The sequence below is a fragment of the Cognataquiflexum nitidum genome, from assembly GCF_022538055.1.
Classification (GTDB): Bacteria; Bacteroidota; Bacteroidia; order Cytophagales; family Cyclobacteriaceae; genus Cognataquiflexum; species Cognataquiflexum nitidum.
Genome location: NZ_JAKZAM010000038.1, coordinates 1 through 21,800, shown reverse-complemented (window position 1 = coordinate 21,800; position 21,800 = coordinate 1). Strand labels below are relative to the sequence as shown.

The window sequence follows — 21,800 nt, the reverse complement described above, 5'->3', positions numbered from 1 at the left end:
ACCCCATCCTTTCCTTTTATATTTAAACCCAACGAATCAAACCATTTGGCCGTTTGATGGTGTTATTGTCAAAACCAATCCACAAAGATTTTTATGAGCATATTGAGTGTAAAGGATGTGTCCAAAACCTACCAAAGCGGCACAAGAAAACTAACTGTTTTAGACCAGGTCAATTTTGATATCCAAGCAGGAGAAAGCATCTCCATCGTAGGCCCTTCGGGAAGTGGAAAAACCACGCTGCTCGGACTCTGTGCAGGATTAGACTCCGCAAGTACGGGATCTGTGGTTTTGGCAGGAAATGCCTTCGAAAAGCTGTCCGAAGACCAAAGGGCTGAAGTAAGGAGTAAAAACATCGGATTCATTTTTCAGAATTTCCAATTGCTTCCTACCCTTACCGCCTTGGAAAATGTGATGGTACCTCTTGAATTAAAGAAAAGAAAGGATGCAAAAGCAAAAGCTACGGAGTTACTGACCAAAGTGGGATTGGGAGATCGGGTTACCCATTATCCTTCTCAGCTTTCTGGTGGAGAGCAACAGCGTGTGTCTATAGCAAGGGCCTTTGCCAATGAACCGAAGATATTGTTTGCTGATGAACCTACCGGAAACTTGGATACCGAAACCGGTGAGATGATCGAAGACCTTATTTTTGATATGAACAAGGAACTAGGCACCACACTCATATTGGTCACCCACGATCCGGAATTGGCCAAGCGAACAAACCGCATCATCAACATCAAAGGCGGTAAAATCCAGGAGGGCAGCCATGTCTGATTTTTCATGGATTTTAAAAATGGCCTTCAGAGATTTTAGAAAAAATTTCTCAAGGCTCCTTCTTTTTGTTTCTTCCATGGTCGTAGGAATTGCGGCTTTGGTAGGCATCAGTTCCTTTGGTGAAAACCTCAAAAAGGGAATCGACCAACAATCCAAAGAACTTGTGGGTGCTGATTTGGTCTTGGAAAATAACAAGCCTCTTGGGCTACAGCCTACCGATTCTTTGGCCATTGCTACCGCAGAAGAAATCAATTTTGCCAGTATGGTCGCATTCCCTTCCACAGGTGCAAGCCGGCTAACGCAGGTTAGGGCACTTGAAGGAGATTTTCCTTTCTATGGAAAATTAGAAACCATCCCCGCTGAAGCAGAAGCTTCCTTTCGAAAAGGAGGTAAAAGGGCTTTGGTAGAAAAACTCCTCATGGCACAATTCAATGCCGTAATTGGGGATAGCATCAAAGTGGGTAATCTTTCTTTTTATATAGAAGGAGAATTGCAGAAAGTTCCGGGACAAACCGGGATTACAGCCACTGTCGCACCTGCTGTGTACATTCCGATGGAATACGTGGAGGCCACCGGGCTGATCCAATACGGCAGCAGGCTTGAATATGTCAGGTATTATCAATTGGATGACTTGACCAATCCTGATGACGTGGTGAAGAAATACGAGGAGCAATGGGAGGAAGAAAAAGTCGATGCCGATACCATTGAAGACCGGAAAAGGCAGACGGGACGTTCCTTCCAAAACCTATCCAACTTTCTGAGTTTGGTGGCTTTCATTGCCTTGCTTTTAGGTTGTGTGGGTGTCGCGAGCGCCGTTAATGTATTTGTAAAGGAAAAATTAGCTTCCGTGGCAGTACTGAGATGTCTTGGGGTTTCAGCTTGGACTGCGATGAAAATTTATCTGGTTCAGATCGTGGTTATGGGTTTGGCAGGCGCGTTGTTTGGATCACTTTTAGGAAGCCTTTTGCAGTTTATTTTACCGGCAGTTTTTGCAGATTTCCTTCCGGTGGATGTCGCCATTGCACTTTCTTGGAAAAGTGTAGGCTTTGGGGTAATCACCGGATTGTTGGTATCTATTTTATTTGCCTTGTTGCCTTTGTTGAAAATCAGAAAGGTTTCTCCGATGGCTACTTTGCGGCCTGAAGAAGGAGAAACCAAGATCAACAAGGATCCCTTGCGTTGGGCGGTTGTGTTTGGCATTCTTTTGTTTGTCTTCGGGTTTAGCTTTTACCTGCTCAATGGATGGAAGCAAGCACTCGGTTTTACCGGCTTCGTTGTCTTTGCCTTCCTGATTCTTTGGACTGTTGCGATTGGGATCATGTGGTTGATCAGGAAGTTTCTGCCGATTTCACTACAGTATCCTATCAGACAATCTTTGGCTAATTTGTATCGACCAAACAACCAAACCGTTTCCCTGATTGCGACAATCGGATTGGGTACAGCCATGATCAGTACCTTGTTTTTTGTCCAAAACCAGTTGTTGGATGAAGCCAAGTTTGCAGACAAAAAAGACCAACCCAATATGCTGCTTTTTGACATCCAAACGCATCAGGTAGAAGCTGTAGCTGATAAGATCAGAAGTAAAGACCTGCCCATCATGCAGCAGGTGCCTATTGTTACTATGGGATTGGAGTCAATCAACGGCCTTACCAAAAAAGGAAATGACACTTTGCCTGAGGAAGAGAAGCGATCTCGGGGATTATACAACAGGGAATTTAGGGTGACCTACAGAGACACTTTGATCAGTTCTGAAAGACTGTTGAGCGGAGACCTAAGGAAAGTGACCAATCCCGGAGATTCTGTATTTGTTTCCTTTGACCAAGGCTACGCCATGCGGACCGGAATCAATTTGGGTGATGAAATCATCTTCAATGTGCAGGGAAGGCCCATCAAAACCTATGTTGGAAGTTTTCGGGATGTGAAGTTCAATCAGGTCTTGACCAATTTTCTTGTTTTATTTCCAGAAAATGTGTTGAACAATGCGCCGAAGTTTCACGTGCTGATTACCAAAACCAAAAATGACCGACAGGCCGCGGATGTGCAATCGGAGATTGTGAGAGAGTTTCCAAATATCTCCGTGATCAACCTAGGGGCCATAGTAGAAACCTTGGAAGAAATCCTCGGCAAGATCAGCTTTGTGATCCAATTCATGGCGTTCTTCAGTATCATTACCGGGATTTTGGTTTTGATCAGTTCGCTAATTATCAGCAAGTATCAAAGGATGCGGGAAAGTATTTTGCTACGGACACTCGGTGCAGATAGCGGATTGGTCAGCAAGATCAATACCTTGGAATATTTCTTTTTGGGCTCTTTGGCTTCGTTGAGCGGGATTTTGCTTTCCTTTTTGGCAACATGGTTGCTAAGTGAGTTCGTGTTTGAATTGCCATTTAGAGGCGCATACAAAGAAGCCTTGGTAGTTTATGTAGCCATTACTGCATTGACCATTCTACTAGGTTGGCTCAATGGACGCAAAATCGTGAAGATGCCTCCGATGGAGATTTTGAGGGGCTAAGTTTTATTGATGTAATGAATTTTGCAACTACTGCATTTAACCTCAATTCTCAGTTTAGATATTCATTGATATTTGATATTTGTGGATATTATTTCCGAAATCAAGGTTGAGTTTGATTTTGACTGCTTCTGGCAAAATTGTTAATAAAATAATGAATACTGATAAAATGGAAATATGGCCTTTGGGAATAAAATTCTCAAAGGCCCTTTTTTTTTTGTCCGCTTTGGGATAATCAACTTTCCTTTTGGTAGATTGGAATTAAAAACTATTTTTGTCTTATATAAATCAAACCGATAAAAAACATGAATAAATTCAGATCTTTTACCATTATTTTGATTTTTGGACTTTTCATTTCCATTCAGGCTCAGGCCCAAGTCCATGTTGGTGTGTACAATAGTGGCCTATTTAGCCAAATCGGAGTTGGAACCGATATTGAGAAAAAGTATTTCGGCGAATTGAGGTTCTTAGCAACAGATCTACTTGATTTTCCTCTTGGAGTCGAAGGAATGTTTCATCGAAATTTTAAGAGGTCTGATTGGGTTAATTTGCATGCAGGAGTAATGATAGGCGTATTTGAAAATGGAGGCGCAAGAGTTGGATTGCCTTTTGGGTTGACTTTTAAACCCATTCAAGAACATAAAAATTTCTCAATTTTAATTGAAGCTACACCCAATGTAAATTTTGATATTGGAATGATTGGGTTTAGAGGAAATATCGGTCTGCGCTACACTTTCAGGAAGGAAAAAGAATAAAATATAGACCTCCTATTTGACATAACCGACTATCCTTTTCATTGGGATGGTCGGTTTTTTTATTGGATGGAAAAGGATTATTTTGTTCCTGTCAAATCCACTAGCCATGAAAAAAACATTAATTCTATTTGCTTTCAGCTTCTTTTTATTTGCCTCAGAGATTTTTTCCCGGATTATGCCTTCTCCTGATAGAAAGGAAGGTGAAGGCCCTTATGACAAGCTGATTCTTCGGGGAGTAACATTGATAGATGGGACAGGTTCACCTCCAATTGGTCCTGTAGATATTGTAGTACAAAAAAACAGAATCACAGAAATAAAAGTCGTAGGATATCCCGGCATTCCTATCAAAGAAGACCGAAGGCCTAAAGCCGGCCCTAATGACAAAGTGATGGAATTGGAGGGAAATTACCTTTTGCCGGGTTTTATAGACATGCACGGGCATATCGGAGGATCTGGACAGGGTACTCCCGCCGAATATGTTTTCAAACTTTGGATGTCACATGGCATCACTACTGTAAAAGACCCTTCTGCAAGTAATGGATTGAGTTGGGTGCTTGACCATAAGAAAAAATCCTTAGCCAACACCATTACCGCACCGCGTTTGTTTGCGTACACCAGTTTTGGGCAAGGTTCAGAAAAACCCATAACCAATGCTGCTGAAGCCAAGGCTTGGGTTAATGACAATGCCAAAAAAGGAGCTGACGGCATCAAATTCTTTGGTGCAAAACCGGAAGTAATGCAGGCGGCTTTGGAAGAAAATAAAAGAATCGGTTTGAGGTCTTCAATGCATCATGCGCAGATGGACGTGGCAAGATGGAATGTCCTCCATTCTGCAAGGGCTGGACTGACTACGATGGAGCATTGGTATGGACTTCCTGAAGCTCTTTTTGCTGATAGGACCATTCAGGATTACAGGCTGGATTATAATTATCAGAATGAACAGCACCGTTTTGCTGAAGCAGGAAAGCTTTGGAAGCAGGCTGCGCCGCCATATTCAGATCATTGGAACAAAGTAATGCAGGAGCTTTTGGACCTGGATTTTACATTGGACCCTACATTTAATATCTATGAGGCAAACAGGGATTTGATGCGTGCAAGAAGGGCCGAGTGGCATGAGGAATATACGCTTCCTTCCTTATGGCGTTTTTATAAGCCGAGCCGCGAGTCCCACGGATCCTATTGGTTTGATTGGACTACAGAAGAGGAAATCCAATGGAAGGAAAATTACCAACTTTGGATGACCTTTGTCAATGAATACAAAAACCGTGGAGGCCGTGTGACCACCGGCTCGGATTCTGGCTTTATTTATCAATTGTATGGTTTTGCCTTTATCAGAGAAATGGAATTGCTCAGGGAAGCAGGATTTCATCCATTGGAAGTCATCAGATCCTCGACCATGTATGCCGCGGAGGCTTTGGGGATGGAAAATGAAATCGGAACTGTGGAAGTTGGGAAGTTGGCAGACTTTGTGATTTTGGAAGAAAATCCACTTCAGAATCTCAAGGTTTTATATGGCACCGGCGCCATCCGGATTGATGAAAACAATGAACCGATCAGGGTTGGAGGCGTAAAATATACTGTGAAAGATGGGATAGTCTATGATGCCAAACAACTCTTGCAGGATGTACGTACTTTGGTACAACAGCACAAGGACCGGGAAGAATCCAGGAAATTAAAACAGCCGGGTTTGGATTGGTGAAATTGAGTACCAAGAACCAAGTACCAAGAACCAAGTACCAAGAACCAAGTAAGCTACCAATGACGTATTTATCGGAATCGTCACTCTGAGTTTTCAACATTTTGTTAATGTTCAGAAATGGAATGACGGTTGTTGTGTCATCTTGAATCCGAGGTACGGGGATGAAAGCTCTTTGAATAAGGAGACACTTCTCCGCCGCGGTGGAGAAGTGTGACGACCAAGAGATTCACGTCATTGGTAGTGAAGCGAAGATTCTCATTTAATAAAGAGATTCTTCACCCGTACAGCTGTCGGGATTCGCAAGCTGCCGTTCAGAATGACGCGATACCAATCGTCTTTACCTATTCTGAAAATGCCAATTTTAACAACTCAGGTTGACTTTGGTTTATACAGAAGTAGGATCTGGAATCAGAAAGTAAATTCAAACATATTTTCCAATACTTGGTATTAGGTCCGCTATACTTCGTAAAACAACATTATGCCACACATTCAGCTCAACACGACAAAGCTTTTTTATATCAAAGAGGGAGAAGGAAAAGAAGTTGTCGTCTTTTCACATGGATTACTTTGGAGCCATAAGATGTTTCAGAGTCAGGTTGATTTTTTAAAACAGAATTATACCGTTATCGCCTATGACCATCGGGGACAGGGTCAATCTGAAGTGACTGATGGGCCCATTGACATGGATTTATTGACTTTAGATGCGGTGGAGCTGATAGACATACTTGTAGGCAAGCCTGTTCATTTTGTCGGGCTTTCTATGGGTGGATTTGTTGGGATGCGACTTGCAGCTAGATTTCCTGAAAAAGTAAAAAGCCTGGCTTTGCTGGAGACTTCGGCAAGTCCTGAACCAGTAGAAAACCTCCCAAAGTATAAATTTTTGAATGGAATAGTCAAATGGTTTGGGATCATCCCAACAGTTGCGGGGTCTGTGATGAAGATCATGTTTGCACAAAGCTGGCTTGAAAATCCAAAAAATGCAGATTCCTATAAAAAGTGGATGAAAGAATTACAATCCAACAAAAAGTCCATCACCAAATCTGTGGAGGCTGTTATCCATAGGAAAGGAATAGAGGAAGAAATCCGAAACATAAAATGTCCCACCATGATTGTAGTGGGAGACGAGGATGTGGCCACCAAGCCAGAAAAAGCAAAGTTTATCCAAATGTCTATCCCAAATGCGGTATTGCATATGGTGCCGGGAGCGGGTCATAGCAGCTGCATCGAAAAACCCGATGAAATTAATAGGCTCATTGGGGATTGGATAAGGCAGTTTTAATTTTTAGGGTTATTTATTTCTCTGACGGCAATCCCATAATCCTCTTCGGGACGGATCCCGATTGCGTGTCGAAGTCGGATCTTCTGGCATCATTACGTACATTTTTATTTGTATTCACATTATTGTACGTACCCTACGAGTTTCGAAATTTTCTATTTTAAAACTGAACTCCATATGCTCATGGTTAATGCTGTTACCTGCATTTATGCGAATGCTCACAATTTTTTTTAGATTATTTCAAACAAATTTTAAAAAATGAAATTCATTTGAAACTTTTTCAAGCATTTGCATGTATATACATTTAATACAAAAACATTTTATAAATATGAGATTGGAAGACGAAATACAGCAGAAGGAATTTAAAGATGACTACAACAAAGCCGTAGTCAATATTCTTTTTACGCAAAGTTATATTGTCACAAAGCAGAACAGTCTCTTTAAGCCTTTTGGCCTTTCTCCTGAGCAATACAATGTGCTGAGAATTCTAAGAGGTCAAAATGGAAACCCCATTACAGTTTCTTCGATACAAGATAGAATGCTGAATAAAATGTCAAATGCATCCCGTCTGGTGGAAAAGTTGAAGCAAAAGGGGCTAGTACTTAGGGAAGAATGTCCCGTAGACAGAAGGCAGGTTGATATCATGATTACTGAAAAGGGTCTTCAATTGCTCAACCAACTTCAAACGGAGATTCTGAATCAAAATATTCGCCTGATAAAATTAGACAATGAGGAAGTCAGTCAATTGAATTTTCTGCTTGATAAGCTCCGAGGCTAGGGAAAAAAAATTACCTATAAAAATGTCTATACATTTAATGTATCAACTCTTTATAATAACTTTTATTTTGACTTTGGGTTGAAATAAGGGGTCAGCTGAAACAAATCTTTATCAACAAATAAATTAAACCAATAAAACAATGAGTACCGCAACAGAAAAAACAACCAAATGGGCTATTGACCCAACACATTCAGAAGTATCATTCAAAGTGAAACACCTAGTGATTTCTACTGTGACAGGTAATTTCAACTCATTTGAAGGGGGAGCAGAAAGTTCGTCAGATGATTTTCAGGGAGCAGAGATTTCTTTTGCAGCCCACATCGCAAGTATTGACACCAACCAATCTGACAGAGACAACCACCTGAAATCAGCTGATTTTTTTGATGCTGAGAAATATCCAAAAATGACTTTCTCAGGTATTTTGGAAGGAAATTCACTTATTGGTGAGTTGACGATCAAAGACATTACCAAGACAGTAGAATTGACCGCGGACTTTGGCGGTGTAGTGCAGGATCCATATGGACAAACGAAAGCAGGTTTTGAGTTGGAAGGAAAAATCAGCAGAAAGGAATTCGGATTGACTTGGAATGCCGTGACAGAAGCAGGTAGCATTGTCGTCAGTGACCAAGTCAGAATTTTGGCCAACATTCAGATTGTAAAACAGTAATTTTGAAAATGGTTAATGGTTATTGAGTTATTCCTAAAATGTATTTACGCAATTATGCCAGTAAAATGGATATCCATTTAAATTCCTGTCTTCGGACTGAAATGCCGGGTACATCGGTCTTCCTACTTCGGTCTTCTGTCCCCACTGAAGCAGAATATAAGGTTACTGGCAAAGAAGCGTATATCCATGATTCCTAATAACCATTAACCAAATAACCAAATAATTCAACCAAAAACCCCAAACACTATGTCTCCTTTAATCACCGGAATACACCATATCACCGCAATTGCAGGTAATCCACAAAAAAACCTGGATTTCTATACAGGTATTTTGGGTTTGAGGCTGGTGAAGAAGACCATCAATTTTGATGCGCCTGATGTCTATCATTTCTATTTTGGAGATGAATCGGGCGCCCCCGGGACGGTATTCACCACATTCCCGTTTGAGGGAGCAAGAAAAGGAACAAAAGGGACTGGTGAATTGACCTATACCGCCTTTTCAATTCCTATGGATTCTTTGGGTTTTTGGATGGAAAGGCTGACCAAATTCAATATTCCCATATCTACTCCTTTGTCAAGATTTGGTGAAAAATGGATCCGATTTGAAGACCATGACGGCATGGGTATCGAGCTCATTGCTACTGACAAAGACAGCCGAAAGGGTTGGTCTTACGGTTCTATCCCATTGGAATTTTCGATTAAGGGATTTTACGGAGCTACATTGAACCTCAAAGCAAAAGAATTGACAGCAAACTTGCTCACCCAATTCATGGATTACAGGTTTATCGAGGAGGAGAATGGTAGGTTTCGATATGGAACCAAAGGTGAACCGGGTGATATTGTGGACATCGTCATTGATCCAAATGGGAGACAGGGGATGCAAAGCGCCGGAACTGTCCACCACATCGCTTTTAGGACTGCCAATGTTGCAAGCCAACAGGAGATACAACAAATATTGCTAAGTAATGGCTATCATGTCACAGAAGTAAAGGATCGGAATTATTTCAATTCCATCTATTTCCGCGAACCTGGCGGAGTGTTGTTCGAAATCGCAACCGATGAACCGGGATTTGCCATCGATGAAGATGAAGCACATTTGGGAGAATTGTTAAAACTCCCTCAATGGATTGAGCCTCAAAGGGCAAAGTTAGAAGCACGGCTAGCCAAAGTTGAACTAAATATTGAAAAATATGCCTGAGTTGATACATTCCGGAAAATCGATCGAAGAAGCAACCAAAGTTGCGATCATGATTCATGGCAGAGGCGCGACTTCCGCAAGCATATTGAGTTTAAGTCAATACCTGAACTTGGATGAATTTGCACTATTGGCACCGCAAGCTCAGGGTGGTTCTTGGTATCCTTACAGCTTTATGGCACCGGATGCCAATAATGAACCTGCCTTTTCAAATTCTGTTGAGATAATCAATAAGGTTGTTCAAAATCTCTTAGACAAAGGATTCCAATCGGATCAAATCTATTTTATCGGATTTTCTCAGGGGGCTTGTCTTTCATTGGAATATACCTCTCAAAACGCCAAAAAGTACGGAGGAGTGATGGCATTTACCGGAGGGTTGATTGGAGAAAAATTAAATCCCACCAAGTACAAAGGTGATTTTCTCGGAACTCCTGTTTTTATCGGATCAAGTCACAAGGACATGCATGTTCCATTAAGCAGGATTGAGGCTTCAGCAGAATTGATAAAAAATCTAGGTGCGGAAGTGAAAACCTTGATTTTTCCTGATACGCAGCATACGATCCGCCAAGAGGAGATCGAATGGATCAATAGGAATATGTTGAAATAATTGAAATAAATAGAAAAAAGCCTGATCGTAAAGTCAGGCTTTTTTCATGATCCAAAGTCATTTTTTTTGTTATGGACGACCCGATGACCTTTTCCAAAGTTCTGATTGGATCTTTGAATTTTTTTTGGTTTTGATCCTGTTTTGGAAGTTTTTCAATACCCAACCACTTTTCAAAACGATATAGAATCATCATTTGAAAAAAACTTATGACTTGTTTTCTTGTTGTTATTTATATTTGACCATGGCCAATCAATACTTGAAATTTCTCGAAGCACTTTCTCAAAGCAACCATAAATCATGGATGGATGAGAACAAAACGTGGTACCTTGCTGTCAAGGAGGAATTTTTGAATGACGTGGGCAAAATGCTCGCGGAAGTTTCTGCTTGGGAACCGGCCTTATCTTCTTTCAAAGCAAAAGACTGTGTTTTTAGACAAAACAGGGATGTCCGCTTTTCAGCAAACAAGGACCCATACAAAACCAATTTTGCTGCATATTTCTCTGTAGGGGGAAAGAAATCCCCAGGCCCGGGATACTATGTTCATGTACAGCCGGGCAATAGCTTTTTGGCAGGTGGAATATGGATGCCGGAATCCGAAAGTCTGAAAAAAATAAGGCAGGAAATTGACTATTCCGGAAAGGAATTGGAAGCCATTTTGAACGAACCGAAGTTCAAAAAGACTTTTTCAGGATTGGAAGGTGACAAACTCAAGAATATGCCAAAGGGTTATGAAATGGATCACCCCTACATTGAATTGCTCAAGCAAAAGAGTTTTATAGTATCCAATCCGATTTCCGATGTGGAAATTTCCACCGGAAGCTTTAAGAAAAAAGCAGTGGAAGGCTTCAAATTGATGAAGCCATTCCATGATTTTCTTTCCCGCGCAATAGATGATTCTGATAGCGGAGACGGGTTGATGTGATGGATTTACTGGAAATCGTTCCAGTCGATTTCATCAAAAACTCCTGAGACCGTTCCAAATCCAATCATCAGCAACAACAGGATCATCAATCCGAAACCAATAGCATACCAAATCAGTTTGGCTTTGGCCCAATTGGCTTTGTTGGGGTTTCCTGTTTTGTCCACAGCCCACACGATGAGCATGATAAATCCTACAACAGGAATATTGGCAATTAATATGGTCAAAAACCAATCGCTTGCTTTTACGGTTGGGTGCTTAAATTCTGCATTGTAGTCAAATTCCATTTTCTTCAGGGTTTGTGGAGGTTAATAAATCATTTACTTCAAAAGTATATTCGCTTATCGCGTAGTTTTCAGCGTTGAAAGGATCGGTTTGAATAAAGGAGACCTTAATGGTTTTATAATCTTCGATTTTTGAATATCCTTGAGAATACAATTCAGCGCATTTTCTGGCCACATTTTCTTCACTCATTCTCATCTCGGGACTTTTTCCGTTGAATAACCTGAGTTCTATTGTACCTTGGTTTTCGCCATCCGTGTACTCTTGGGATACATTGACTTCTACACTTTCAAATTCCCCCAAAGCCATGATTTCTGCTGAAGGGAGGTAGCCTTCTCCGGCGATTTTGCTAAATCCCCACATCATACCTTTGACCATTGTCTCTCCATCGCAGGCGCATGAACTGACAAACAAGGAAATTAGAAGAAAAGAGATCGGACTGAATTTTTTCATTTTGCTGCAACGGCTTCAATTTCAATCAACAATTCAGGATTGGCGAGGGAATGAACCGCTATTGTCGATCTTGCGACTTTGTTTGGGTTGGTTTGATTATTGAAATATTCCCCATATGCCTTGAACCATGCTTCCCAATCAATTTTCCCATCCTTATCAGGTGCAAGATAGACCCGTAGAAAGACCACGTCTTCAAGAGTAAACCCACCTTCTCCGATGGTTTCTTTTATCCTTTCCAAAATCCCGATACTTTGCTCGTAGGAATTACCATACCTTGCGTAAGTGCCCGGAACAGCATTTTCATCCTTTACAGGAGCGACCAAGCCCGATGTATAGAAATATTCTGCGCCTTTTGGAATATACACCCCCCTTAGAATGGAGGCATCAGGCCGATCGTATCGGACGATAAATTCCTCTTTTTCTTCGGAAACTTCTTTTTTCTCTGTAGTGACCATGCAGGAACCAAGGAAAGCAAACATGGGTAATAGGAAAATTATTCTTTTCATCTTTTGTCGGGGTTTTCAGGAATTAAAAAGGCTTGTTTTACCAAGCCTCTTATTATTGATTCAAAATGTAGTCTATTCTTCAGCTTCTGCCAATTCATTCTCTTTCATTTTGACACGAAGGATGAAATCGCTCAATACATTCATGTAGTTGATAAATGCATCGTATGGTGTGTCATAATGACTGAAATAGGAGTGGACATGGCCATCAGAAAAGAATTTGGTACACATGTAATAGAAATGATCGGAGGTCTGAAGGTAATTCCAATCCCTTTGGATTTCTTCATCTTCGATGTTTTTGACTCTGCTTTCCATTTCATAGAGCTTGGAAAAAGCCTCATTTTGGAGGTCGTTTCCTAACCAGGCCGTCAAATCCCTTTCCTCATCCGCCCAAGAGATTGGAGTCGGTACATTGATCTTGGCCACCGGAGTTCCGTTTTTAACCACCTCAGATGGTGTAGAGAAGTTGAAGTCGGTATACCTGAATACTGCACTTGGAAGGGCTTTCATGAATTCAAAAATCCCGGTTTCTGCCCATTGGTGTTCACCGAATGTTTCATAGTCCATAAAAAGGTTGATCACTTCCTGCTCCTTTGGGACGGCATTGAGCCAAGTGACAAACTTCTCAGTGGTCAAGGGATAATCGGCCCAGGTCTTGTTGCTGAACCTGAAAGCGATGTCATCGCTGAGTTGGAAGTTTTTGAGAAGAATCTTCAGGTTAGGTTCGATTGCGTTTTGGTAAACAAAGTTTGGGCTCTTCCATCCCAAAATATGCTTGGCACCTTCGGTCAGTATGCCTTCATATCCCATTTCTGCTACCATTCCCCCGATTTTGTCAGAATATATCAATTCTGTATTTCTAAAAACCTTTGGGGTGTAGCCACTGAAATGTCTCTTTATTTTCTCTGTATGCCTTCCGACCATTCTCTTGAATTCATCCTTACTTTTCAAAGAGCACAATGCATGTGCATCTGTTTCGCTCAAGATTTCGACATGCCCCGTAGCCACCAGTTTTTTGAAACTTTCCAGCACGTCAGGTGCAAATGCTTCGAACTGATCCAAGCAAACGCCTGATATTGAAAAAGCCACTTTGAACCTGCCCTGATGCATGTGGATAAGGTCTAGCAAGAGGGCATTCATAGGGAGGTAGCATTTTTGGGCGACTTTCCGGATGATGCTTTTGTTACTGTAATCGTCCCAATAATAATGGTCATCACCGATATCAAAAAAGCGATAAGGCTTGATTCTTAGAGGCTGGTGAACCTGAAAGTAAAAACAGATTGTTCTCATGGCTATTGTTTTATGGTCTTTTCGTATACTTTAACTAGTTTGGCTGCAACATGCTCCCACTTCAGCTTTTTCAATTCCTCACTGCCAAGTTCCTTGAACATCTTCGAGATACTTTCATAATGCAGTAAACCAAAAATGGCATCAGCCATGGCATCTACATCCCAAAAATCCACTTTGATGGCATTTACCAGCACCTCTGCTACGCCTGATTGTTTGGAGATGATGACAGGAGTATTATGTCTCACAGCTTCAAGCGGGGCAATTCCAAAAGGCTCGGAGACTGAAGGCATGACGTAGACATCACTGATGGCATACATATCATCTACATCCTTTCCTTTTAGGAATCCTGTAAAATGGAATTTGGTACCCATGCCCAATTCTGCAACGCGTTCCACCATCCTGTTGAGAAGATCTCCGTTTCCTGCCATGACAAACCTCACATTGGGGTCTCTGTCAATTACTTTTTTGGCAGCTTCTACAAAGTACTCAGGGCCTTTTTGGAATGTAATCCTTCCCAAAAAGGTGACGATTTTTTCGGGGACATGCTTCCGGGTATCAGAATGAATTATGCTAGCATCCAATACAGCATTGTGGAGTACGCTGACTTTGTCAGGATGTACCCCGTATTTATCGATTACAATCTTTCGGGTCAGGTGGCTGACTGCCACAACATGGTCAGCTGCGTGCATTCCCGCTCTTTCGATATCATAGACAGGTTTGTTTACCGATTCACCTGATCTGTCAAATTCTGTAGCGTGAATATGTGCGATCAGTGGTTTTCCACTGATTTCTTTGGCCGCAATTCCGGCCGGATATGCCAGCCAATCATGCGCGTGGATGACATCATGTTCTTTGGATTTGGCGATTTGGGCTGCAACAAGGGCATATCTTGAAACTTCCTTCATCAGGTCCTTTCCATATTTTCCACTGAATTCAAACTTATTTGAAAAAACACTTTCATCGACATCTGTTCGGTCGTGGATGGTAAAGTCGGTATACTTTTTAAATTCCTCAGGTCCCAAATAGGGAACAAGAAAACTGCTTACCTCAAGGTAAGTAAGGTTTTTCCAGATTTTCTTGAATTTTCTTTCACGGTAATCAATGACTACGTCGCTGGCATTGACAAAATCCGCCAGTGGTTCTTCGTCACCCCATAATTTTGGCACCACAAAAATTACCTCTTGGTTATGATGGTTTAAGCCTTTGACCAAGCCATAACAAGCTGTGCCCAAGCCCCCGGAAATATGTGGAGGAAATTCCCAACCGAACATTAATACCTTCATAAAACCGATTTAAACTTTTTCTAAAATATACATCATTCTCAATAACTCACCGATGGACCATGCCGAAGAAATGGCACCTTTTGGTCTGTGAGGAGGATCTCCATCGTAAATCTCAGCGACGGTTCCTATACCGTATTGCGGCATGACATCATCAAATGCCTGCACTATTTTTTCTACAAAATGTTTACCTGCTTTGCCATGTAACCTGAGGTATCCCTCTACAAAGTGACCCAACAGCCACGCCCAAACCGTTCCATTGTGGTATGCAATATCCCTGGTATATTGATTCCCATGGTAATAGCCTTTATATCCCGGGTCATCAGGTGCAAGTGATCTCAAGCCTCTTGGAGTAAGAAGTTTTGACTTGACAACCTCCAGAATACTCTTCATCTGACTTTCTTCTAAGGGAGAATATGGCATGGAAGTAGCGATCACCATATTTGGTCTGATGGCCCAATCTTTATATTCCCCGCTGACATAATCAGCTAAATAGCCTTTTTTCTCATCCCAAAACACCTCTGTAAAGGATTTTTGAACCTGTTCGGCCAAATCTTTTATTTCATTGTCATTGGTCAATTCATGGTAGAAACATAGCGCATTATACCACAAAGCGTTGACCTCAACCGGACATCCGATTCTTGGGGTGACAGGCCCATCTGAATTTACAGCATCCATCCAAGTAAGGGCAACACCCTCCTGTCCACCATACACAAGTCCGTTATCAAGCATGTGGATGTTGTAGTCAGTGCCTTTTCTAAACCCGTCAATAATGCCTTTCATCTTTTCAAGATACTTTTTCTTGACAGTTTGAGTGTCAGCGGTAAACCTGATGAACTGTTGCAATGACCAAAAGAACCAAAGTGGAGCATCCATCGAAGCAAGATTTCTCATCACACCGCTACCCACATTCGGAAACAAAGGGCCATGAAGATCTGCAACCATAGTATCCATGATATCGAGAAAAGTCTCTTTGTCTCCCTGGGTCAAAACCAAGCCCGGTGCCGAAACGAAAGTATCCCTTCCCCACCATCCAAACCATGGATAACCTGCTATGACGTGTGTTTTGCCATCTCTTTTCTGAATAAACTGCCCTGCTGAGTTTTTGAGGCAATTGACAAAATTGTTTCTTGGAATCCTTCTTGCAAGCTCTTTTTCAAATGCCCTTTGGCGTGTACTAGGGTCAGCATCCGTAAGTCCTGCTGAAAAAATTACGGACTCACCTTTGGCAATGTCAAATTCAAAACACCCCGGAACAAACAAATCTTCCTGGTATTCATATCCTCTTTCCCTTTCCATGATATACTCAATATTGAAATACCATTCCGGTTTGGAGATATATTCATTTCTTTTGGAAAGCTGCAGGTAAAGCGGTGAGTATTCAGGATAAAGTTGAAATTTTACCCCATTTGGCACTTTTTCAAATTCTTTATTTAACCTGTCATTTTCCTTTGAAAGATTATGATAGCCACGGAATGCCAAAAAAGGACTGATTCTGATTTTTGTAGGAGAATTGGCTTCCAAAAGGGTGTATTTGATCATCACACGATCCCTATTGGTGTCGAGTATGAGTTCTTTTTGAAGTAAAACACCTCCCACACGATAGGTGAGTTTTGGAATAGGTTCGGTGTCAAAGTCCTCCAAATATTTATGACCTCTTGGAGAATAATTTCCCGGATACTTACTAATACCAAGATTAAAGCTTGCTCCCCTCTGAATGACTGTCTCGTGAACAGTCGACAACATCACGTGTAGTTGCTCATCAATCTGCGGTTGGGGAACCACCAATAACCCATGATATTTCCTGGTATTACACCCTATAATTGTCGTGCTGGTATAACATCCGCCTCTATTGGTTCGAATTATTTCCCTGTCAAGTGAGTAGTTAAGGTTAATTAATTGGGTTTTGTCAAAGTGGATATAACTCATCTGGTCAAAAGTTTGAGATTTTTATAAAAATACTTTTTTGCATGCGAAAGAAAAATTAATTGGGACAAAAATAAAGGTTATGTTTCCATAACCTTGAATTATTCTTGAATTAAGAGAGTGCCCCTTCTTTTTGCAGTTCCTCAAAGTTTCGGAGGGATTCCTCAAACTTGATGACGTAAAGATGAACAAATTTGAGATTTACAGGATTGACCTTCGGAAATCTCGGTGAAGATTTGAATAAAGTAAACATTGCCTTCCAAATTTAATTTTAACCACTAATACAAAATTTGTGCCATTTGGGTTCATTGAAAACAATAAAAAATAAAACCCCCGTCCAAGACAGGGGTTTGAGGGTGGAAGACCGGGTTCGAACCGGCGACCTCTGGATCCACAAACCAGCGCTCTAACCAGCTGAGCTACAACCACCATTTTAATTTATTCTGATCATTTATCAGATTGGACTGCAAAGGTAATATTTCGCGATTCCTAAAGCAATAACCTTTCTCAAAATTTTCTTGAAAATTTTAGACGCTCCCCTTTCTTTTCCTCATGAAAAATACCGTTTTCGTAAGCCAAATGTCCGGAAACCACTGTGTGTGTGACTTTTGATTTGAAGACATGACCCTCAAATGGAGACCACCCGCATTTGGAAAGAATGTTGGATTTTTCAACTTTCCAGGGACTGTCCAAGTCTGCGATCACCAGATCCGCATGATATCCCGGACGGATATAGCCTCTTTTGTCAATTTCAAAAAGAATGGCAACATTATGACACATTTTCTCGGCGATCTGTTCAAGCTTGATTTTACCATTATGGTAGAGGTCGAGCATGGCGACAAGGCTATGCTGAACCAATGGCCCTCCCGAGGGTGCAGAGCTGTAAGTCCTCGATTTTTCTTCCAAGGTATGTGGGGCATGGTCGGTAGCAATGATGTCTATCCTGTCCTCCAATACACCTTGAAGGATTCTCTCCCGATCTTGGGCCGACTTTACTGCAGGGTTCCATTTGATCAAATTTCCCTTTTTCTCATAATCTTCCTCCGAAAACCAAAGATGGTGGATACAAGCCTCTGCAGTGATGCGCTTTTGTTCCAAAGGAATGGAATTGTCAAACAGCTCCACTTCCTGGGCCGTGCTGATATGAAGAACATGGAGTTTGCTGCCATACTTCTTTGCCAATGCAACCACCTTCTTGGATGCATCAAAACAGGCCTCAGCCGTCCGGATTTTGGGATGAAATTTGACCGGAATGTCCTCACCATATTCGGTTTTGTACTTTTCCAGATTGGCTTTGATGATCAGATCGTTTTCACTGTGGGTGGCGATCAGCAATTTGCACTCCGCAAATATTCTTTCCAGGCTTTCCGGATTGTCTACCAACATATTTCCCGTCGAGGAACCCAGAAACACTTTGATGCCACATACATTTTCGGGGTCGACTTTGAGAATTTCTGCAATGTTGTCATTGGTGGCACCAAAAAAAAAGGAATAATTGGCAAGGGATTTTTGGGAGGCGATGGTAAATTTTTCCTCCAGAAGAGGGATAGTAGTGCTTTGGGGGACGGTATTGGGCATTTCCATGTAGGAGGTGACGCCACCTGCTACGGCGGATTTGCTTTCTGTATAAATATCCGCTTTGTGGGTCAATCCCGGCTCTCTAAAGTGCACCTGATCATCGATCAGCCCGGGAAAAACATATTTGCCGGATGCATCAATATGGATATCTGATTCAAAATCTGACAGATCCGGGCCTATACTATGGATCATTCCTTCCTTAACCAAAATGTCAGCGAGGGTTATCTTGCCTTCATTCACTATATTTGCACCGGTGATTAAAATACTTTTCATGAATATTCTTTATGAGATGGGAAATTTGATCCAAGAAACACCAATTCTTAACCGCTGATTTTCCTACATCTGGGAGATAAAAGCCAAAAAATTTCATACTCGGTGTTTCTTACCTTTCAAAAATACAAAACATGTCCGATAGCCTTCAAAGTTTCGAAAATTTTAAATTAAATAAACAGCTCCTCGATGCTGTCAAGGAAGCCGGATATACCAAGCCCACGCCGATTCAGGAAAAGGCAATCCCATTGGCCCTTGCAGGACATGATGTATTGGGTATCGCCCAAACGGGAACAGGCAAAACAGCCGCCTATATCCTTCCCATCCTAATGAAAATCAAGTATGCCCAAGGGAATCTTCCAAGGGCATTGATATTGGCGCCAACCCGTGAATTGGTCATGCAAATCGAAGAGGCGGTAATCGTTTTTGGCAAAAATACAGACCTGAGGTTCGTCTCTCTTTACGGTGGCCTTGGGCCAAAAACCCAGATCGAAAAGCTCCAAAAGGGCGTGGATATTATCATTTCCACACCGGGAAGGTTTTTGGATTTATATAGAAAAGGTGAAATCGTCACCAAAGAGATCAAAACCATGGTCTTGGATGAGGCTGATAAAATGCTGGACATGGGTTTCATGCCACAGATCAGGTCCATACTCGAGATCATTCCGACCAAGCGTCAAAACCTCCTTTTTTCGGCCACCTTTGGACAAAAGGTAGAGAAGTTTTCTTACGAGTTTTTGGAATTTCCTGAGCGTGTAGAGGTATCTCCTCAGGCTACTACCGCAGAGACCATCCATCAGGTCAAATATTTGATCCCCAATATCAAAACCAAAACCAATCTTTTGATCCATATCCTGGAGGCCCATGATGTCAAAAGGATCATGGTGTTTACCAAGTCAAAGAAAAATGCCGAGTTAGTATATAGCTATCTGGACAAAAAGAAACTCGGGTCTATGCGTGTCATCCATGCCAACAAAGGACAAAATACTCGGATCAACTCCATGGAGGATTTCAAAGCAGGGGATGTGCGGATCTTGGTGGCGACAGACGTGGCAGCAAGAGGGCTTGATATCAGTATGGTCAGCCATGTGGTCAATTTTGACGTGCCCCTGATCTATGAAGATTATGTACACCGCATCGGCAGGACAGGAAGGGCAGAAAACGAAGGAATTGCCATCACTTTTGTCAATCCTGCGGAAGAGTATCATTTTGAGAAAATAGAAGAAATCATCCGCATGGAAGTTCCGACTGTGCAGATTCCGGTTGAGGTTGATACAGTCCCAACACCTTTTGAAGAAAAACAGGCTTACGAAAGGGAAATCGATGGGCAGAAGAGGAAAATGAATCCCGATTTCAAAGGCGGTTTTCACGAGAAAAAAGCCATTCCCAAAGCCAATCCCAATAAAGTCGAAAAGAAACGCGGCAACAAAAACTCCAAAGCTAAAAGAAACAGAAACCAGATGAAGACGCAGGCGAAGTGGAAGAAATCATAAAAAAAATAAGATAATATTTTGATTTTAGTTTTTATATAGTTGTTTTACGTTTAAATTTTAAACTATTTAAAAAATGAAAAAAACCATTTTATTCTCTTTGTTCCTCTTCATCGGCTTAGGAACTACTTTGCAAACAAATGCAGCATGTGAATTTCGAGTTGCCGGTCAAGTTTTTAAATGTACGAGGGTATGGTGTCCGGATACTATGGGTATGACAGGTTGCGGGTTAGGTGATATCTCTAGCCAATCTTGTGATACATTTAGAATGTGTGCGGGATCTGTGCAATGATCAAATTTGTTAATTAAAATGAGTTGGTTTATTCAAATTAAATCAACTCATTGTATTGTCTCAAAAATTTATTCTAGAAATAATGAAATATTATTTAATATTCTATTTTTCGTTATTATTATTTTCATGCGAGCGAAATAAAGAAGAGAAAAAATTTAAAATAAATTATGCTGTAGAGAGTCTGAATATCCCAATTACCAAAAGATATTTGAATTCCTACCAAGTATTCAATCCTTACCAAGAAGATAATGGGAATAAATTCGTTTCCTACAATAGATTTACCCACTCTCTAAATTTTTTTAATTTAGAAAGTGGTCAGATTATTAGCGAATTAGAATTAGAAAGGGAGGGGCCAAATGGCATTAATGAAATATTATCACTTTATTTCCATAATAGAGATTCAATTTTTATTTATGAAAGAGGTTACCTTCACTTAATGAATTTAGAAGGGGAAAAATTTAAATCTTTTTCTCTCTATGAGTTATTTGATGTGGAAGAATTAGGCGAACCAAATTTTAATTTTTATTTTAAATTGAATTTTAATCAAGAAAATCATAGTACAATTTTTTATTTAACACAATTTAATGATAAAGAAAGTTCTCCAAAAATTGCATCACTTAATCTGAAAACTATGGAATTAACTATTTTACCTGTAAAAGCCCCTATTTTTTTGTCAAGTGAAGAAACTACAGGTTTTATCTCATATTTGGGATTTGTTGACTATTGGAAGGGGGAAATTCTTTATAATTTTCAAAACCAATCAGCCATTTTTTTATGTAATCCAAAAAATGGTAAAATAAAAGGATTTTCAGGGAATTCAGAAGAAAATCCAAGCCAAATTAACCTATTAAATATTAACTCCACTTCCGACGAGTTTGATACCCATGCGATTGAAAATACACATTTTTTATCAGTCATGCCTGATAAATGGAGGAATTTAGTTTATAGATTTAAATGGAATAAACCATCAGTCAAAAACATTGAAAGAGGGTTTTTAGATAAACAACTTTCTGTGGAAGTATTTGATCAAAACTTTAAATTTATAAGTGAGATTCTACTCCCTGATTATAAGTATCAGATAAATAATTTTTTTGTTAATGAAAATGGATTGTATATAAATGTTGCCCATCCCAAAAATCCAAATCTGTCAGATGATTTTTTAAGTTTTCATTTATATAAATTTTCAATGCTGTCCTAAATAATTTTTGATTTAATAAGAATATTCATTTTGCTTCATTTTTGGGAGTTTTTAATGATAATC

General features: G+C 40.7%; 20 protein-coding genes and 1 tRNA gene. 12 read left to right on the top strand and 9 right to left on the bottom strand.

Going from position 1 to position 21,800, the window contains the following annotated elements:
• Positions 1-93 precede the first annotated feature (93 nt).
• The 10 genes from MMU07_RS19375 (at position 94) to MMU07_RS19330 (ending at position 11,178) form a co-directional block, all read left to right on the top strand.
• Positions 94-771, top strand: a complete 678-nt coding sequence (locus MMU07_RS19375; protein ID WP_241128262.1) for an ABC transporter ATP-binding protein — start codon at positions 94-96, stop codon at positions 769-771.
• Positions 764-3,283 (top strand): ABC transporter permease, encoded by a 2,520-nt coding sequence (locus tag MMU07_RS19370; protein WP_241128261.1) that lies wholly within the window; start codon positions 764-766, stop codon positions 3,281-3,283. The genes MMU07_RS19375 and MMU07_RS19370 overlap by 8 nt, the downstream gene beginning before the upstream one ends.
• 302 nt (positions 3,284-3,585) lie before the next feature.
• The gene (locus MMU07_RS19365) at positions 3,586-4,035 is read left to right on the top strand and encodes a hypothetical protein (protein ID WP_241128260.1); all 450 of its coding nucleotides are present in this window, start codon (positions 3,586-3,588) and stop codon (positions 4,033-4,035) included.
• A gap of 106 nt (positions 4,036-4,141) precedes the next feature.
• Positions 4,142-5,734, top strand: a complete 1,593-nt coding sequence (locus tag MMU07_RS19360) for an amidohydrolase family protein (RefSeq protein ID WP_241128259.1) — start codon at positions 4,142-4,144, stop codon at positions 5,732-5,734.
• A gap of 478 nt (positions 5,735-6,212) precedes the next feature.
• Positions 6,213-7,013, top strand: a complete 801-nt coding sequence (locus MMU07_RS19355; RefSeq protein WP_241128258.1) for an alpha/beta fold hydrolase — start codon at positions 6,213-6,215, stop codon at positions 7,011-7,013.
• Positions 7,014-7,338: 325 nt separating this feature from the next.
• The gene (locus MMU07_RS19350) at positions 7,339-7,788 is read left to right on the top strand and encodes a MarR family winged helix-turn-helix transcriptional regulator (RefSeq protein WP_241128257.1); all 450 of its coding nucleotides are present in this window, start codon (positions 7,339-7,341) and stop codon (positions 7,786-7,788) included.
• Between the two features lie 139 nt (positions 7,789-7,927).
• A complete protein-coding gene (locus MMU07_RS19345; RefSeq protein WP_241128256.1) occupies positions 7,928-8,455 on the top strand; it encodes a YceI family protein in 528 nt (175 codons plus the stop codon).
• 246 nt (positions 8,456-8,701) lie between these two features.
• Complete coding sequence (locus tag MMU07_RS19340) at positions 8,702-9,652, top strand: ring-cleaving dioxygenase (protein ID WP_241128255.1); 951 nt, start codon at positions 8,702-8,704, stop codon at positions 9,650-9,652.
• The gene (locus MMU07_RS19335; protein ID WP_241128254.1) at positions 9,645-10,256 is read left to right on the top strand and encodes an alpha/beta hydrolase; all 612 of its coding nucleotides are present in this window, start codon (positions 9,645-9,647) and stop codon (positions 10,254-10,256) included. Before MMU07_RS19340 ends, MMU07_RS19335 begins: the two co-directional genes overlap by 8 nt.
• Before the next feature lie 241 nt (positions 10,257-10,497).
• Entirely contained in the window at positions 10,498-11,178 is a 681-nt protein-coding gene (locus MMU07_RS19330; RefSeq protein ID WP_241128253.1) for a DUF2461 domain-containing protein, read from the top strand.
• A gap of 5 nt (positions 11,179-11,183) precedes the next feature.
• Here MMU07_RS19330 and MMU07_RS19325 read toward each other — a convergent pair whose 3' ends face one another.
• The 9 genes from MMU07_RS19325 to MMU07_RS19285 all read right to left on the bottom strand — a co-directional run bounded on the left by MMU07_RS19325 (position 11,184) and on the right by MMU07_RS19285 (position 18,760).
• Positions 11,184-11,462 carry a hypothetical protein gene (locus MMU07_RS19325; protein ID WP_241128252.1) on the bottom strand — a complete coding sequence of 93 codons (279 nt, stop codon included), beginning with the start codon at positions 11,460-11,462 and terminating at the stop codon, positions 11,184-11,186.
• On the bottom strand, positions 11,452-11,910 hold the full coding sequence (locus tag MMU07_RS19320; protein ID WP_241128251.1) for a hypothetical protein: 459 nt from the start codon (positions 11,908-11,910) through the stop codon (positions 11,452-11,454). The genes MMU07_RS19325 and MMU07_RS19320 overlap by 11 nt, the downstream gene beginning before the upstream one ends.
• The gene (locus tag MMU07_RS19315; protein ID WP_241128250.1) at positions 11,907-12,416 is read right to left on the bottom strand and encodes a RidA family protein; all 510 of its coding nucleotides are present in this window, start codon (positions 12,414-12,416) and stop codon (positions 11,907-11,909) included. Before MMU07_RS19315 ends, MMU07_RS19320 begins: the two co-directional genes overlap by 4 nt.
• Before the next feature lie 72 nt (positions 12,417-12,488).
• A complete protein-coding gene (locus MMU07_RS19310) occupies positions 12,489-13,703 on the bottom strand; it encodes a glycoside hydrolase family 57 protein (RefSeq protein WP_241128249.1) in 1,215 nt (404 codons plus the stop codon).
• Positions 13,704-13,705: 2 nt separating this feature from the next.
• Positions 13,706-14,986, bottom strand: a complete 1,281-nt coding sequence (locus tag MMU07_RS19305; RefSeq protein WP_241128248.1) for a glycosyltransferase family 4 protein — start codon at positions 14,984-14,986, stop codon at positions 13,706-13,708.
• A 9-nt stretch (positions 14,987-14,995) separates the two neighbouring features.
• The gene (locus tag MMU07_RS19300; RefSeq protein WP_241128247.1) at positions 14,996-16,912 is read right to left on the bottom strand and encodes an amylo-alpha-1,6-glucosidase; all 1,917 of its coding nucleotides are present in this window, start codon (positions 16,910-16,912) and stop codon (positions 14,996-14,998) included.
• A 109-nt stretch (positions 16,913-17,021) separates the two neighbouring features.
• Complete coding sequence (locus MMU07_RS19295; RefSeq protein ID WP_241128246.1) at positions 17,022-17,162, bottom strand: hypothetical protein; 141 nt, start codon at positions 17,160-17,162, stop codon at positions 17,022-17,024.
• Between the two features lie 101 nt (positions 17,163-17,263).
• Positions 17,264-17,339: transfer RNA gene (locus MMU07_RS19290), tRNA-His, on the bottom strand.
• Between the two features lie 77 nt (positions 17,340-17,416).
• The gene (locus tag MMU07_RS19285) at positions 17,417-18,760 is read right to left on the bottom strand and encodes a dihydroorotase (protein ID WP_241128245.1); all 1,344 of its coding nucleotides are present in this window, start codon (positions 18,758-18,760) and stop codon (positions 17,417-17,419) included.
• Positions 18,761-18,891: 131 nt separating this feature from the next.
• Here MMU07_RS19285 and MMU07_RS19280 point away from each other — a divergent pair, with 131 nt between their 5' ends.
• Positions 18,892-20,250 carry a DEAD/DEAH box helicase gene (locus MMU07_RS19280; protein ID WP_241128244.1) on the top strand — a complete coding sequence of 453 codons (1,359 nt, stop codon included), beginning with the start codon at positions 18,892-18,894 and terminating at the stop codon, positions 20,248-20,250.
• Positions 20,251-20,621: 371 nt separating this feature from the next.
• The gene (locus MMU07_RS19275; protein WP_241128243.1) at positions 20,622-21,737 is read left to right on the top strand and encodes a DUF4221 family protein; all 1,116 of its coding nucleotides are present in this window, start codon (positions 20,622-20,624) and stop codon (positions 21,735-21,737) included.
• Positions 21,738-21,800: the final 63 nt, after the last annotated feature.

What these genes read in the sequence shown, in the direction of transcription:
- MMU07_RS19330 (WP_241128253.1), top strand. Translation starts at nt 10,498, where the DNA reads ATGGCCAATCAATACTTGAAATTTCTCGAAGCACTTTCTCAAAGCAAC.
- MMU07_RS19325 (WP_241128252.1), bottom strand. Translation starts at nt 11,462, where the DNA reads ATGGAATTTGACTACAATGCAGAATTTAAGCACCCAACCGTAAAAGCA.
- MMU07_RS19350 (WP_241128257.1), top strand. Translation starts at nt 7,339, where the DNA reads ATGAGATTGGAAGACGAAATACAGCAGAAGGAATTTAAAGATGACTAC.
- MMU07_RS19275 (WP_241128243.1), top strand. Translation starts at nt 20,622, where the DNA reads ATGAAATATTATTTAATATTCTATTTTTCGTTATTATTATTTTCATGC.
- MMU07_RS19320 (WP_241128251.1), bottom strand. Translation starts at nt 11,910, where the DNA reads ATGAAAAAATTCAGTCCGATCTCTTTTCTTCTAATTTCCTTGTTTGTC.
- MMU07_RS19370 (WP_241128261.1), top strand. Translation starts at nt 764, where the DNA reads ATGTCTGATTTTTCATGGATTTTAAAAATGGCCTTCAGAGATTTTAGA.
- MMU07_RS19305 (WP_241128248.1), bottom strand. Translation starts at nt 14,986, where the DNA reads ATGAAGGTATTAATGTTCGGTTGGGAATTTCCTCCACATATTTCCGGG.
- MMU07_RS19375 (WP_241128262.1), top strand. Translation starts at nt 94, where the DNA reads ATGAGCATATTGAGTGTAAAGGATGTGTCCAAAACCTACCAAAGCGGC.
- MMU07_RS19335 (WP_241128254.1), top strand. Translation starts at nt 9,645, where the DNA reads ATGCCTGAGTTGATACATTCCGGAAAATCGATCGAAGAAGCAACCAAA.
- MMU07_RS19300 (WP_241128247.1), bottom strand. Translation starts at nt 16,912, where the DNA reads ATGAGTTATATCCACTTTGACAAAACCCAATTAATTAACCTTAACTAC.
- MMU07_RS19285 (WP_241128245.1), bottom strand. Translation starts at nt 18,760, where the DNA reads ATGAAAAGTATTTTAATCACCGGTGCAAATATAGTGAATGAAGGCAAG.
- MMU07_RS19340 (WP_241128255.1), top strand. Translation starts at nt 8,702, where the DNA reads ATGTCTCCTTTAATCACCGGAATACACCATATCACCGCAATTGCAGGT.
- MMU07_RS19355 (WP_241128258.1), top strand. Translation starts at nt 6,213, where the DNA reads ATGCCACACATTCAGCTCAACACGACAAAGCTTTTTTATATCAAAGAG.
- MMU07_RS19360 (WP_241128259.1), top strand. Translation starts at nt 4,142, where the DNA reads ATGAAAAAAACATTAATTCTATTTGCTTTCAGCTTCTTTTTATTTGCC.
- MMU07_RS19315 (WP_241128250.1), bottom strand. Translation starts at nt 12,416, where the DNA reads ATGAAAAGAATAATTTTCCTATTACCCATGTTTGCTTTCCTTGGTTCC.
- MMU07_RS19310 (WP_241128249.1), bottom strand. Translation starts at nt 13,703, where the DNA reads ATGAGAACAATCTGTTTTTACTTTCAGGTTCACCAGCCTCTAAGAATC.
- MMU07_RS19365 (WP_241128260.1), top strand. Translation starts at nt 3,586, where the DNA reads ATGAATAAATTCAGATCTTTTACCATTATTTTGATTTTTGGACTTTTC.
- MMU07_RS19345 (WP_241128256.1), top strand. Translation starts at nt 7,928, where the DNA reads ATGAGTACCGCAACAGAAAAAACAACCAAATGGGCTATTGACCCAACA.
- MMU07_RS19295 (WP_241128246.1), bottom strand. Translation starts at nt 17,162, where the DNA reads ATGTTTACTTTATTCAAATCTTCACCGAGATTTCCGAAGGTCAATCCT.
- MMU07_RS19280 (WP_241128244.1), top strand. Translation starts at nt 18,892, where the DNA reads ATGTCCGATAGCCTTCAAAGTTTCGAAAATTTTAAATTAAATAAACAG.